12 protein-coding genes are annotated in these 13,663 nt (G+C 70.9%); 2 read left to right on the forward strand and 10 right to left on the reverse strand.

Annotated elements, in window-relative coordinates; all coding sequences use genetic code 11:
* The 9 genes from VLG41_RS06635 to VLG41_RS06675 form a co-directional block, all read right to left on the reverse strand.
* Positions 1–234: hypothetical protein (locus tag VLG41_RS06635; RefSeq protein ID WP_325348600.1), on the reverse strand; the 234-nt coding region annotated here is incomplete at its 3' end.
* A complete protein-coding gene (locus VLG41_RS06640) occupies positions 231–2,258 on the reverse strand; it encodes a 3-deoxy-D-manno-octulosonic acid kinase (RefSeq protein ID WP_325348601.1) in 2,028 nt (675 codons plus the stop codon). The genes VLG41_RS06640 and VLG41_RS06635, both read right to left, overlap by 4 nt.
* The gene (locus tag VLG41_RS06645) at positions 2,255–2,995 is read right to left on the reverse strand and encodes a glycosyltransferase (protein ID WP_325348602.1); all 741 of its coding nucleotides are present in this window, start codon (positions 2,993–2,995) and stop codon (positions 2,255–2,257) included. The genes VLG41_RS06640 and VLG41_RS06645 overlap by 4 nt, the downstream gene beginning before the upstream one ends.
* A gap of 77 nt (positions 2,996–3,072) precedes the next feature.
* Positions 3,073–4,404 carry a TolC family outer membrane protein gene (locus VLG41_RS06650; RefSeq protein WP_325348603.1) on the reverse strand — a complete coding sequence of 444 codons (1,332 nt, stop codon included), beginning with the start codon at positions 4,402–4,404 and terminating at the stop codon, positions 3,073–3,075.
* Positions 4,405–4,425: 21 nt separating this feature from the next.
* Positions 4,426–4,773 carry a rhodanese-like domain-containing protein gene (locus tag VLG41_RS06655; protein ID WP_325348604.1) on the reverse strand — a complete coding sequence of 116 codons (348 nt, stop codon included), beginning with the start codon at positions 4,771–4,773 and terminating at the stop codon, positions 4,426–4,428.
* An 11-nt stretch (positions 4,774–4,784) separates the two neighbouring features.
* Positions 4,785–5,474 carry a protein-L-isoaspartate O-methyltransferase gene (locus VLG41_RS06660; RefSeq protein WP_325348605.1) on the reverse strand — a complete coding sequence of 230 codons (690 nt, stop codon included), beginning with the start codon at positions 5,472–5,474 and terminating at the stop codon, positions 4,785–4,787.
* 37 nt (positions 5,475–5,511) lie between these two features.
* Positions 5,512–8,772 carry an efflux RND transporter permease subunit gene (locus VLG41_RS06665; protein ID WP_325348606.1) on the reverse strand — a complete coding sequence of 1,087 codons (3,261 nt, stop codon included), beginning with the start codon at positions 8,770–8,772 and terminating at the stop codon, positions 5,512–5,514.
* A 21-nt stretch (positions 8,773–8,793) separates the two neighbouring features.
* Complete coding sequence (locus VLG41_RS06670) at positions 8,794–9,942, reverse strand: efflux RND transporter periplasmic adaptor subunit (RefSeq protein WP_325348607.1); 1,149 nt, start codon at positions 9,940–9,942, stop codon at positions 8,794–8,796.
* The gene (locus tag VLG41_RS06675; RefSeq protein ID WP_325348608.1) at positions 9,939–10,598 is read right to left on the reverse strand and encodes a TetR/AcrR family transcriptional regulator; all 660 of its coding nucleotides are present in this window, start codon (positions 10,596–10,598) and stop codon (positions 9,939–9,941) included. Before VLG41_RS06675 ends, VLG41_RS06670 begins: the two co-directional genes overlap by 4 nt.
* Before the next feature lie 114 nt (positions 10,599–10,712).
* On the opposite strand from VLG41_RS06675, the gene VLG41_RS06680 reads away from it, so the two are divergent.
* The gene (locus tag VLG41_RS06680; protein ID WP_325348609.1) at positions 10,713–11,414 is read left to right on the forward strand and encodes a HEAT repeat domain-containing protein; all 702 of its coding nucleotides are present in this window, start codon (positions 10,713–10,715) and stop codon (positions 11,412–11,414) included.
* Between the two features lie 28 nt (positions 11,415–11,442).
* On the opposite strand, the gene VLG41_RS06685 is transcribed toward VLG41_RS06680, so the two are convergent.
* On the reverse strand, positions 11,443–12,636 hold the full coding sequence (locus VLG41_RS06685) for an acyl-CoA dehydrogenase (RefSeq protein ID WP_325348610.1): 1,194 nt from the start codon (positions 12,634–12,636) through the stop codon (positions 11,443–11,445).
* Between the two features lie 100 nt (positions 12,637–12,736).
* Between VLG41_RS06685 and VLG41_RS06690 the strand changes: the two genes are divergently transcribed.
* The gene (locus tag VLG41_RS06690; RefSeq protein WP_325348611.1) at positions 12,737–13,627 is read left to right on the forward strand and encodes a LysR family transcriptional regulator; all 891 of its coding nucleotides are present in this window, start codon (positions 12,737–12,739) and stop codon (positions 13,625–13,627) included.
* The last annotated feature ends 36 nt before the right edge of the window (positions 13,628–13,663 follow it).

A 13,663-nucleotide genomic window follows, 5' to 3' on the forward strand; every position in this document is an offset into this window, starting at 1 on the left:
GGTGAGGCCCAGCAGCACGAGCAGGTACAGGCCGGCGAGCCACCAGATGATGGGCGTGCGGCGCATGAGCGCCCAGGTCTCGCGGTGCCGCCACGAGGCCAGCCACAGCAGCAGCAAGACCAGCAGCACGAGGTTCGAGACGCCGAGGGCGATCGGGAACAGGAAGTACAGCGCGGCCAGCAGGTACGCGCGCCAGGGCACGGTGCCCAGGGTGGCGCTCAATGTTCGGGTCATGGGGAGGAGCCGGCGGAGGCGTCGGGCGGCGTGGAGCCATAGCCCGCAACCAGTGAAGGCCACTGGGACTCGTCCCAGTGAAACGGTTGCAGCCGCGCGGCTTCCTTGCGCAGCGAACGCAGCAGCCGCGCGAGGTTGTCCGACTTCCAGGCCTCGCCCGGGCGCACGGCGCATTTGTCGAAGTCGACCACCCAGGCGCGGCCCTGCACGTCGAGCAGCAGGTTGTGGGCGTTGAGGTCGGCGTGGAAGACCTGGCGGTCGTGCAGCGCGCGGATGGCGCGGCCCAGGGCGGCCCAGTCGGCTGCCGACGGTGGCGCGACCTGCAGGCGCTGCACGAGGTTGCGGCTGCCCTCGATCCAACCGACGGCGATGTCGGCGCTGTAGACCAGGCCATGCGGGCGGTGGCGCGCCAGCGCCGGCTGGGGCACGGGCAGCCGCCAGGACCGCATGAGGCGCAGCAGCGCGAACTCGCGCATGGCGCGGCTCAGGTGCGCGGGCTCCCGCCAGAAGCGGTCCTCGCTGAGGCGGGCCATGAGGCCGCCGCGCCGGTAGTGGCGCAGCACCAGGCCGTGGCCGTCGACGTGGACGAGCCGCGCCTGCCCGCGGCCGCTGCCGGTGGCCAGATGCTCGGCGGGCGCATCGGTGTCGAACAGCCCGCTCGCCTGAGCCGCGCCGACGGCGCGCGGGTCGTGCCACAGGGTGTCGGCGCCATGCGCCGTGACCTGCACTGGCCCGAGTGCCGAGGTGTCCACATTGCCCAGCCGGGCGCGCACAAGCTCCAGCGTGCGCTGCGCCGCGCCCTGGTTGGCGTCGATGAGGCCGCGCGCCGCCACGCCGCGAGCGCCCCAGGCGGCCGGTTCGCTCAAGGCGGCACCCACCGCGGAGGCCAGAGTGGCCGCGTCGTGCACTGCCAGGCCCGCGCCCGCGGCCTGTGCTTCGTCGAACAGCGCCTGTGCGTTGGCCGTGTGCGGGCCGAACAGAAAGGCTTGCCCCAGGGCCATGGGCTCCAGCGGGTTGTGGCCACCCACGGGCGCCAGCGTGCCGCCCACGAAGCACACGCTGGCGTGGCGGTACCAGTGCATCAGCTCGCCCATGGCGTCGATCAGCAGCACGGTGGTGTGTTCATTCACCGCATCGGCGCGGCTGCGGCGCGCGAAGGGCAGGCCCCGGCGCTGCAGCTCGGCCGCGACGGCGTCGAAGCGCTGCGGGTGGCGCGGCACCAGCACCAGCAGGGCCTGCGGGTGGCGCTCGCGCAGGCCAGCCCAGGCGTCGAGCCACGCAGCCTCGTCGCCTTCGTGCGTGCTGCCGGCCACCACGAGCTGGCGCGCCTGCAACTCGGGCGCGAGCGGCATGGCTTGCGCTGGTGGGACGACGTCGAACTTGAGGTTGCCGGTGACGGCGAGGTGGTGGGACGCGACGCCGAGCGCGCGCAGCCGCTCGGCCGATTCCGCGTCGGCCGCCGCCACGCCGAGCCCGGGCCAGGCGTGCGCCATCAGTCCGGGCCAGCGCCGGTAGCCGTGCGCCGACGCCGCCGACAGCCGCGCATTCACCAGCAGCACCGGCAGCGCGCGTTCGGCGCATTCGAACAGCCACTGCGGCCACAGTTCGCGTTCCACCAGCACCAGGGCCTGCGGTTGCAGCCGGTCGAGAAAGCGCCGCACCGCGCCGGGCGTGTCGATGGGCGCGTAGCGGTGCGCGAGGCGATCGCCCCAGGTGGCGCGCAGCGTGGCCGCGCCGGTGGGCGTTTGCGTGGTGACGGTGATGGCGTGCGCGGGCCAGTCGCGCAGCAGGGCCTCGATCAGCGGGCGCGCGGCCTGCACCTCGCCCACGGAGGCCGCGTGCAGCCACAAGCCGCCGAAGCGCGAGGGTTCGATGGGGATGTGGCCGAGGCGTTCGGCAAGCCGTTCGCGGTAGCCGGGCTCGCGCCGGCCACGCCACCACAGCCAGCTCAGCAGCAGCGGTGCGAGCGCGCGGCTCAGCAGCCGGTAGGCCCGCAAGGTGGTGGTGGCGCGTGGCGGGTTCAACGCCAGTGTTCGGCCACCCACTGCGTGGGCAGCACGCGCCGGTACCACTTGCCGCTCACGCCGGCGATGGCGTCGGGCGGGTTGGGTTTGCCGTGGAAGGCGATGATGCGCGCGCCCGGCGGAATGATGGGCGGCTGGAACCAGCCCATGAGGCCGCGGCGCATGCAGTGGCGTTTGAAGCTCACGCACCAGCCCTCGGGCCAGAAGCTCACCTTGCCCTGGCGGCCCAGGTAGCCGGTGATGAACTCCTGCTCGTTGCGCACGTCGGCGATGGACCCGGGGTAGTCCTGCTTCAGGTGCTCCAGCGCGTCGGTGTGGGCGCCGATGGTGTAGAGGTAGCACGAGGTGTTGCCCGTGCCGTCCTTCTTGTCCCACTCCTTGATGACGATGAACTCGCCGGGCTGGTCGAAGAAGGGGTCGAGGCTGTCGACGATGACGATGTCGAGGTCCAGGAACAGGGTGCGGCCGCTCAGGTCGTAGAGCGGGTCGGCGAAGCTGGTGAGCTTGAGCCAGCCGTGGCCGAAGGTCCAGGGCTTGCGCTGGTCGAATTCGTCGAAGCCGACGGCGGGGATCGGCTTGACCTCGATGGCCGGGCCGATGCCGGCGGCGTCGTCGGTGAGGCAGACGAAGCGAAACGGCCGGCTCAGGTGGCGCGACACCATGCTGTGGAGCTTGTTGACGTAGTCGGGGCCGTACTTGCGGCCCCATTTGATGCACAGCACGTTGACGGCTTGCACGTCGTCTCCTGCAGGGTGAAAAACGGGTCCGCCCGGATGGGCCGGGCGGGTGGGCAATCGCGGGAGTGTATCGGCTCTCAGCGAGCCAGCAAGGCGTCGATCGCCTGCAGATCCGCCGGCGTCAGTTCCCCATTGGCCTGGCGCAGGCGCAGGCTGCCCAGCAGCACGTTGTAGCGCGCCTGGGCCAGGTCGCGCTTGGTCTGGAAGAGCTGGCTCTGCGCGTTGAGCACGTCGATGTTGATGCGCACGCCCACCTGGTAACCCAGTTGGTTGGCTTCCAGCGCGCTCTGGCTGGAGGTCTCGGCCGCTTCCAGTGCCTTCACCTGTCCTTGGCCGGACACGACGCCCAGGAAGGCGCTGCGCGTGCGCAGGTCCACCGTGCGGCGCGCGGCGTCGAGGTCGGCGCGGGCCTTTTCTTCCAGCGCCAGGGTCTGCTTCACGCGGTTCTGGATGGCGTAGCCAGCGAACAGCGGCATGTTGAACTGCACGCCCACGCTGGCGTTGTTGGTGCGCACATTGCCCGGCACACCCTGGATGCCCGCCGGTCCGCGCGCCACCTGGTACTGGCCCACCAGGTCCACCGTGGGCTTGTGGCCGGCTTCGGCGCGCTGCGTCTCCAGCTCGGCGATTTCCAGGTTGCGCCGCGCGCTCAGGATCGCCGGGTGGTTCTCGCCCGCGCGGTCCACCCAGGCCTGCGGCGTGGCGGGCTCCAGGGGCGGCAGGTTCAGGGGCGCGGCCAGCGGCAAGGGTGCCACGCCGCTGCGGCCCACCAGTTGATCGAGCGCGAGCTTCTTCACGCGCAGGTCGTTCTCGGCCGCGATCTCCTGCGCGGTCACCAGGTCGAAGCTGGCCTGCGCCTCGCGCGCGTCGGTCACGGTCGCCGTGCCGACCTCGAAGTTGCGCCGCGCCGCCGCGAGCTGCTGCTCCACGGCCGTCTTCTGCGCGCGCACGAAGGTGAGCGTGTCCTGCGCGGCGAGCACATCGAAATAGGCCTGCGAGGTGCGCACGATCAGGTCCTGCTCGGCCTGCACGAGTTGGGCCTGCGAGATGTCGCGAGAGAGGTTGGCCTGGTCGTTGGCGAGCCGGTTGGCGGGGCGGTACAGCGGCTGGCTGGCCGACAGGGTCACGCTCTGGCTGTTGCTGGTGCTGTCGAGCAGGTTGTTGTCGCTGTCGCGGCGCGCCCAGCTCGCGCCCGCGCCCAGGCCCACTTCGGGCAGCAGGCCGGCGCGCGCCTGGTCGGCCTGCGCCAGGTTGGCCTCGTGCTGCGAGCGCGCGGCCAGGTAGGTGGCGTCGAAACCGCGCGCCGCCTCGAACAGCTGCGCCAGGCTCTGGGCCTGCGCGCCGGAGGCCGCCCCCAGGGCCATGAACGCGGCGACCGTCAATGGGCGAAGGGGGAAGGCGAAGCTCATGGGCGCATCCTTGGGTGTTGATCAATAACGGGGAACCGAGGGGTCGCGCTCGCGCGACCACAGGTCGATGCCGCCATGCACGTTGACCACGCGGCTGTGGCCCTGGTCGAGCAGGAACTGCGCCACCTGCGCGCTGCGCCCGCCGTGGTGGCAGAGCACGGCGATGGGGCGCTCGCGGTCGAGCTCGGCCAGGCGCGCGGGCACGCTGCGCATGGGCATGGCCAGCAGCTCGTAGCCCGGGCCGCTCGCCACGCTGGCGGTCTGCAGTTCCCAGGGCTCGCGCACGTCCAGCAGCAGCGGCGTGGCGCCGCTGTCCGCGGCCTGCTGGCGGGTCCAGTCGTCGAGTTGGGCGGGGGTGATGGCTTGCATGCGTGCTCCGTTCAGAAACGGAAGCGCGAGGGCTCGGGGAAGTTGCGCAGGCGCGGCGCCACGGTGTCCCAGGGCTGGGCGCTGCGGTAGTCGGCGTCGCCCGCGCGGGTGATGAAGGTGGCGCGCATCATGGGTTCGCTGCCCGTGATGACCGCGAGCCGCCCGCCCGGGGCCAGCAGGCCCAGCAGCGCGGGCGGCACCTCGGCCACCGAACCGGCCAGCAGGATGGCGTCGTACGGGCCGTCGGTGCGGCAGGCGGCGAAGTCGTTCGCGCAGGCGTCGGCCTGGCGCACCTCGACGTTGGTGATGCCGGCCTGCATCAGGCGCGTGCGCGCCTGCGAGGCCAGCGCGGGTTCGATCTCCAGCGACAGCACGCGCTGCGCCAGGCTGGCCATTAGGGCCGCCGTGTAGCCGCTGCCGGTGCCGATCTCCAGCACCTTGTCGGTGGGTTGCAGGGCCAGGTCCTGCACCAGGCGGGCCTGCACGCGCGGGGCGAGCATGCACTGGCCTTCGACCGCGGGCTGCGTGAGCGGCAGTTCCATGTCGGTGAAGGCCAGGGCCCGGTGCGCAGCGGGTGCGAAGTCTTCGCGGCGCACCTGGCTCAGCAGATCGAGCACGCGGCCGTCGAGCACCTCCCAGGGGCGGATCTGCTGCTCGATCATGTTGAAGCGGGCCTGTTCGAGGCTGGTCGCGGTGGTCATTTCATTTCTCCAGTGGGGTCGGCACAACCGGTGGATTTTAGGAGGCGACCTCTGTCTTGGCCGTGACGGCGGGCGGCAGCCCGGCCTTGCGGCGCAGCCAGTTGGCGAAGTCGTCGAGGTAGCCGTAGACCACGGGCACCACCACCAGCGTGAGCAGCGAGGAGGTGATGACGCCGCCGATGACGGCCTGGCCCATGGGCGCGCGCTGCTCCGAGCCTTCGGTGAGCGCGAAGGCCAGCGGCACCATGCCGAAGACCATGGCCAGCGTGGTCATGAGGATGGGGCGCAGCCGCACCTTGGCGGCCAGCAGCAGGGCCTCGTCGCGCGGCAGCGGCGGGCCACCGGCGCGGCCTTCGCGCGCGCGGATGGCGAAGTCCACCAGCAGGATGGCGTTCTTGGTCACCAGGCCCATCAGCAGCACGATGCCGATGATGGAGAACATGCTCATGGTGGAGCCGAACATCAGCAGCGCCAGCACCACGCCGATCAGGGTGAGCGGCAGCGAGGTCATCAGCGAGAGCGGCTGCAGGAAGCTCTGGAACTGGCTGGCCAGGATCATGTAGATGAAGACGATGGCCAGGGCCAGTGCCGACACCGCGTAGCCGAAGGACTCCTGCATGTTCTTCGTGGAGCCGCTGAATTCGGTGCGGTAGCCCGGCGGCAGGGCGATGCCGCCGATGACGCGCTGGATCTCGGCCGAGACCTCGCCGGTGGAGCGGCCGAAGACGTTCGCGCTGAAGGCGACCTCGCGGTTGAGGTTGCGGCGGTTGATCTGGTTCGGGCCGGTGGCCTCGACGATGTCGGCCACCTGCGACAGCGGCACGGTGCGCGTGTTGGCGTCGGCCGCCGTGGTGCCCGTGTTCGCCACGTTCAGCGGCAACTGCAGCAGGTCCTCGGTGCGCTGGCGCTGCGCGGGCGGCAGCCGCACCATGACGTCGTAGGTTTCGCCGTTCTGCGCGCGCCAGTTGCCCACGGTGGTGCCGGCCACCAGGGTGCGCAGGCTGTTGCCGATGGCATTGGTGGACAGGCCCAGGTCGGAGGCCAGCTCGCGCTTGAGCACCACGTCCACCGTGGGCTTGTCGGGCTTGAGGCTGGAGTCCAGGTCCACCAGGCCCACGATGGGGCGCAACCGCTCGGTGATGAGCGCGCTCAGGCGCTCCAGCTCGTCCAGGTCGTCGCCCTGCAGCGAGAACTCGATCTGCTTGCCGCCGCCCACCGCGTCGAGCAGGCCCGCGTGCGTGACGGTGATGCCCGGCACCGCACGCAGGCGATCGCGCAGCGTGGCCGACATGGCGACGGCGTTGAGCGTGCGCTCCTCGCGATTCACCAGGCGCACGTAGGTGCTGGCGTACATGCTGCCCTGGGCCGCGCCGGTGTTGATGGTGGTGAGCGTGTAGCGCACCTCGGGGAACTCGCGCACGATGGCCTCGACCTCGCGCGCTTTCGCCTCGGTGGCGACGAGGGACGAGCCCACCGGCGTGTGGTAACTCACCGAGGCCTCGGAGAAGTCGGCCTGCGGCACGAATTCGCTGCCCAGCAGCGGCAGCAGGGCCAGGCTGCCGATGAAGGTGGCCAGGGCCAGGCCCAGCGTGGCCAGCTTGTGTGTCAGCGACCAGCGCAGCGCGCCCTGGTAGCCCTCGGCGAGGTCGTCCTGGAAGCGGTCGAACCAGTGCGTCACGCGCCCCAGGGTGCGGTCGTAGAGCGATCGCCCCGGCGGCTTGCCGTGCGCGTCGATGGCCGGGTCGTGCCACACCGAGGACAACATCGGGTCCAGTGTGAAGCTCACGAACATGGAGATCAGCACCGCCGCGACCATGGTGATGCCGAACTCGTGGAAGAACTTGCCGATGATGCCGCCCATGAAGCCGATGGGCAGGAACACCGCCACGATGGACAGGGTGGTGGCCAGCACGGCCAGGCCGATCTCCTGCGTGCCCTCCATCGCGGCCTGGTAGGGCGTCTTGCCCATCTGCACGTGGCGCACGATGTTCTCGCGCACCACGATGGCGTCGTCGATCAGCAGGCCCACCGAGAGCGTGAGCGCCATCAGCGTGATCATGTTGATGGTGAAGCCCAGCGCGTTCATCACGAAGAAGGTGCCGATGATGGCAATGGGCAGGGTGAGGCCGGTGATGACCGTGGAGCGCCAGGAGTTGAGGAACAGGAAGACGATGAGCACGGTGAGGATGGCGCCCTCGATCAGCGTCTGGCGCACGTTCTGCACCGACACGCGGATGGGCCGCGCGCCGTCGGCGATGGGCTCCAGGCGCACGCCGGGCGGCAGCTCGGGCTTCACCGCGTTCAGGGCCGCGTTGAGGCCGTCCACCACGGCGATGGTGTTCTCGTCCTGCGCCTTCTGCACCTGCAGCAGCAGCGTGCGCTGGCCGTTGTAGAGCGAGAGGCTCTGCACCTCCTGCGTGCCGTCGCTCACGCGCGCCACCTGGCCCAGCGTCACCGGCGAGCCGCCGCGGCGCGCGACGATGATGGTTTCGAAGTCGCGCGGGTTCTTCAGGCGCGAGAGCACCTGCACCACGCGCTCGGACTCGCCCGCCTTGAGCGTGCCCACGGGCAGGTCCTGGTTCTCGCTGAAGACGGCCGCGTTGATCTGTTCGGTGGTGACGCCCAGGGCCTGCATTGGGGCCGGATCCAGCTCGATGTTGATGGCGCGCCGGGTGGCGCCGACCAGCGTGACCGAGCCCACGCCGCGCACGTTCTCCAGCCGCTTCTTGAGCACCTGGTCGGCCCAGGTGGACAGCTCGACCGCGCTCATGGGTGTGCTGCGCGCCGCGCCGGACCGCTCCAAGCAAGCGCGCGCCTCCTCGGGGGGCAGCGAACCACACGAAGTGGGGAGCGTGGGGGCCTCAGGTATCACGGCCACGGACCAGATCGCGCGCGCCGCGGGGTCGAAGCGCAGCACGCGCGGCTCGTCCACCTCGTCGCGCAGCAGCGGGCGCAGGATGCCGATCTTCTCGCGCACGTCGTCGGCGGCCTTGCGGCCATCGACCGTGAGCTGGAACTCGATGATCACCACCGAGTTGCCCTCGTAGCTGCGCGAGGTGAGGCTGTTGACGCCGGCGATGGCGTTGACGGCCTCCTCGACCTTCTTGGTCACCTCGGACTCGACGATCTCGGGCGAGGCGCCGGGGTAGGTCGTGGTGACCACCACCACGGGGAAGTCGATGTTGGGGAACTGGTCGACCTGCAGGCGCTGCAGCGAGAACGCGCCCAGCACCACGAAGGCCAGCATGACCATGGTGGCGAACACCGGGTTGCGCAGCGAGACCTGGGTGAACCACATGGCGTGTCGCGCTTCGGGGACTCAGGGTTTGGCCGCGGCCGCTTCCACGCGCGTGCCGTCGCGGATCGCGCCGGCCGTGGCGGCCAGCACGGTGTCGCCCTCGGCGAGCATGGGCACGGCCTGGTGCGGCACGCCGTCCACGCTGCCGCTGGGCGCGGGCACCAGCGTCACGTGCTTCACCGTGCCGTCGCGCAGCAACTGCACGTAGGGCTCGGGCCGGTCGTTGCGGATGGCGGACACGGGCACCACGGGCGCCTCGACGGTGCCGGCCACGATCTCGCCGCGCGCGAACAGGCCTTGGCGCATGCCGGGCACCGCGCTCAGCCGCAGGTAGACCAGCACGCTGCGGCTGCCGGCCTGCACGCTGGGGTTGATGCGCGCCACCGTGGCGGCCACGGGCTCGGCCAGGCCTTCGACGACCAGGCGCGCGCGCTGGCCGGGCTCGATGCGCGCGGCGTCCGCCGGGCTCAGCGCGGCCTCCATCTCGAAGGCCGAGAGATCCACCACGTCGAGCACGCGGGTGTCGACGCCCACGCGCTCGCCGTTCTGCACCGGGCGCGCGGCGACCTGGCCCGCGATGGGCGAGCGCAGCACCGTGTCGGCGAGCGACTTGCGCGCGATGTCCAGCGCGGCCATGGCCGCGCGGTGGTTGGCCTCGGCCGCGGCCAGGTTGGCCTGCGAGGTGTCCAGCGCGGTGGCCGAGATGAAGCCCTGCTTGACCAGGGCCTGGTTGTTGTCTTGCGTGCGCTGCGCGATGCGCACCTGGGCCAGCGCGGACTCGGCCTGCTGCTCGGCCTGGCGCACGCGCGCCTGCGGCTCGGTGGGGTCGATGCGCGCGACCACCTCGTTGGCGGCCACCCTGTCGCCCTCGCGCTTGTTCAGATCGCGCAGCTCGCCGGCCACGCGGGCCTTGATGGCCACGGTCTGCACCGCCTCCAGCGCGCCCGAGACGGCGGCGGTCTGCTGCAGCGCCAGCCGGCGCACGGTGACCAGGTCGCGCGCGGCGATCTGGTAGACCGGCGCGCTCTGCAGGGCCTGGGCGGCGGCGCGCGCCTGTTCGGCCTGGGTGCCGCGCTTGTCCAGCGCGCGCACCACGCCCAGGGCCAGCGCGGCCACGGCCAGCAGAGGCAGGGCCCAGTAAAGGGTCTTGCGCAGGCGTGAAGTGCTCATTCGGGGCGCTTGAGCATGCCGCTCAGGATCAGATCGACCTGGGTGTCGATGAAGGTGAGGGGGTCGATCTGCTGGGACGGCGGCATGCAGGGTGTCATGGCGTGTTTCCACATGAGCAGGAAGATCATGGGCGCGATCAGGCTGTAGACCGCGTAGTCCAGCGGCATCTCCCGGAACTCGCCGCGCTCGATGCCGCGCTGCAGGATGCGGCGGATCAGCTCGTGGCCGGGGGCCACCACCTCCTGCTGATAGAAGCTGGCGATCTCGGGGAAGGTGCTGGCCTCGGCCATCACCAGCTTGGTGATGCCGGAGGCGGGCGTCATGCCCACGCGCTCCCACCAGGTGTGCATGGCGTAGCGCACCAGCGCCACGCTGTCGCCCGTGAACTCCGCCAGCTCGTCCGACCATTCCGGAAAGCGGCCCGCCACGGTCTCGCGCACCACGGCCTTGAACAGGTCTTCCTTGCTTGGGAAATACAGGAACAGGGTGCCCTTGGACACCCCGGCGCGCGCGGCCACCTCCTCCACGCGCGTGGCAGCGAAGCCCTTCTCGACGAACAGGGCCAGGGCCGCCTCGATCAATTCGCCCGGACGCGCTTCCTTGCGTCGGGCGCGGCGCGGCGTCTCGGACGTCGTGGCGGAAGAGGGGCTGGGCATGGGGGCGAAATTACTGACCGATGGGTTATTAATATACCCCACCCACCTTCCAGCGGTGTGTCGCAGAGGCAAACGCGAGCCCGGCGAAGGCCAAGGTGCCACTACAGTCCGGCAATGGCACCTCTGTCCGAAGGCGATCTGACTGAGTTGCGCAGCCAACTCCTGGTGGCCGGGCCGAGCGCCTGGGCCGCTTTTCGCATGCTGGCCGCCTGGGGCGACGAAGCGTCGCTGCGGGTCCTGTGCGAGCAGGCCCAGGCGCCCGATTGGCGGTACCGGCGCGCGGCCATTGAAGCGCTGGCCGGCCACGCGTTGGCCAGCAGGGCGCGGCAGGTGATCGTGGTGGCACTCAGCGACGTCTCGCCCTATGTCGCCCGCACGGCCTGCGAGGCGGTGGGGAGTCTGGCGATCCCGCAGGCCAGGCGGGGCATCTCGGCTCTGGCGCGGGATCCCGACCCGGCCACGCGTGGGGCCGCCCTGAGGGCCTGGGCGGCTGTGTGGCGCCCCGAGGACTTTGAGCCGGTCTACCGGATATATGCGCAAGACAAGGTCGAACAGGTGCGCAGGGAGGCCGCCGGGCTCCTGCGGCAACACGCCGACGCCGCGAACTGGCAGCGGCTGTTTGCCGCTTGGTCGACGGCGCCGTTCGGGCGCCATCGCGTGTGGGCCTGTGAACTGGCGGCCAGATTCGGCGTCGCGGGAGTGGAGGCCGCTCTGCGGGAGCGCCTGCACGACAAGGACGGGCACGTGCGCAAGGCCGCGTCGCGGGCGCTGGCGGCTGCCGCTCAGGCGCTGGATGCACCTGCCGGCCAGGTCTGACAGAAGGCGCGCCTGAGGCGTGCTGCGTTCAGTTGAAGGCGGCGATGCCCGTGATCGCGCGGCCCAGGATCAGCGCGTGGATGTCGTGCGTGCCTTCGTAGGTGTTGACCACCTCGAGGTTGACCAGGTGGCGGGCCACGCCGAACTCGTCGCTGATGCCGTTGCCGCCCATCATGTCGCGGCTCATCCGCGCAATGTCCAGCGCCTTGCCGCAGCTGTTGCGCTTGAGGATGGAGGTGAGCTCCACCGGCGCGGCGCCCTCGTCCTTGAGGCGGCCCAGGCGCAGGCAGCCCTGCAGGCCCAGGCTGATCTCGGTCTGCATGTCGGCCAGCTTCTTCTGGATGAGCTGGTTGGCCGCGAGCGGGCGGCCGAACTGCTGGCGGTCCAGCACGTACTGGCGGGCGCGGAAGTAGCAGTCTTCCGCGGCGCCCAGCGCACCCCAGGCGATGCCGTAGCGCGCGCTGTTGAGGCAGGTGAAGGGACCCTTGAGGCCGCGCACCTCGGGGAAGGCGTTTTCCTCGGGGCAGAACACGTTGTCCATCACGATCTCGCCGGTGATGGAAGCGCGCAGGCCCACCTTGCTGTGGATGGCGGGGGCGGAGAGGCCCTTGGCGCCCTTGTCCAGGATGAAGCCGCGGATGGCACCTTCGTCGTCCTTGGCCCAGACGACGAACACGTCGGCGATCGGGCTGTTGGTGATCCACATCTTGGCGCCCGAGAGGCTGTAGCCGCCGGCCACCTTTTTTGCGCGCGTGACCATGCTGCCGGGGTCGGAGCCGTGGTTGGGCTCGGTCAGGCCGAAGCAGCCGATCCATTCGCCGCTGGCGAGCTTCGGCAGGTACTTCTGCTTCTGCGCCTCGGTGCCGAACTCGTTGATCGGCACCATCACCAGCGAGCTTTGCACGCTCATCATCGAGCGGTAGCCGGAGTCGATGCGCTCGACCTCGCGCGCGACCAGGCCGTAGCAGACGTAGTTGAGGCCGGCGCCGCCGTAGGCTTCGGGAATGGTCACGCCCAGCAGGCCCAGCTCGCCCATCTCGCGGAAGATGGCCGGATCGGTGTTCTCCTTGCGGAAAGCCTCGGTCACGCGCGGCAGCAGGCGCTCCTGGCAGTAGGCGTGGGCGGCGTCGCGCACGGCGCGCTCGTCCTCGCTGAGCTGGCCGTCCAGCTGGAACGGGTCTTCCCAGCTGAAGCTGGCTTTGGATTTCTGGGGCGAGAGCATGGCTTGTCTCCGTGTGCGGTGATCGATCGGCGGATTGTCCGCCCGTGGGCCATAGCTGTCTAATATCGATCCTGTATTCAAGCATTCAGACGGCATATCGATGGAATTTCGCCACCTGCGCTGCTTTCTGGCCCTGGCCGAGGAGTTGCACTTCGGCCGCGCCGCCGCGCGCCTGGCCATGACACAGCCGCCGCTGTCGCTCAACATCCAGCAACTGGAGGCCTCGGTGGGCGCGCCGCTCTTCGTGCGCAACAGCCGGGGCGTGGCGCTCACGCCCGCCGGCCAGGCCTTCGTGCCGCGCGCGCGGGCCCTGCTGGACGCGGCGGCCGGCGCCGCCCGCGAGGCGCGCGAGGTGGCGCAGGGCGTGAGCGGTCAGTTGCGCGTGGGCTTCGCAGGCACGGTGCTGTACCGGGGCCTGCCGCAGATCCTGCGCGGCTTCGCGCAGCGCCACCCGCGCCTGAAGCTCGTGCTGCGCGAGATGAGCTCCAGCGACCAGCTCATCGACCTGCAGCATGGGCGCCTGGAGGCCGGCTTCGTGCACACGCCGCGCGTGCCGCCGGGCTGCGCGCAGGTGCTGGTGTCGCGCCAGGCCTTCGTGGCCTGCGTGCCGGCGGCGCACGCGCTGGCGCGCAAGCGCCGCCTGGCGCCGGCCTTGCTGGCGGGCGAGCCCTTCGTCGCCATCTCTCGCGCCGTCTCGCCCGACTACCACGACCGCCTGCTCGCGCTCTGCGCTGACCACGGTTTCGAACCTGACGTGCGCTTCGAGTTGCGGCACTGGCTCAGCGTGGTGTCGCTGGTGGCGCAGGGGCTGGGGGTGTCGCTGGTGCCGGCGGCGCTGCAGCAGGCGGGGCTGCCGGGCGCGGCCTTCGTGCCGCTGCAGGGCGATTCGCCGCCGTATGAGACGCGCTGCCTGTGGCGTGAGGGTGGCGAGAGCGCGGCGCTGTCCGCATTCCTTGAAGCCGTGCGGGGCTTCGCGGTGCCCGCAGAATAGGGCTCACCCCCGCCGCGCTTCGCGCGCCCCCCTCCA

The sequence above is a fragment of the Hydrogenophaga sp. genome, assembly GCF_035481345.1.
Classification (GTDB): Bacteria; Pseudomonadota; Gammaproteobacteria; order Burkholderiales; family Burkholderiaceae_C; genus Hydrogenophaga.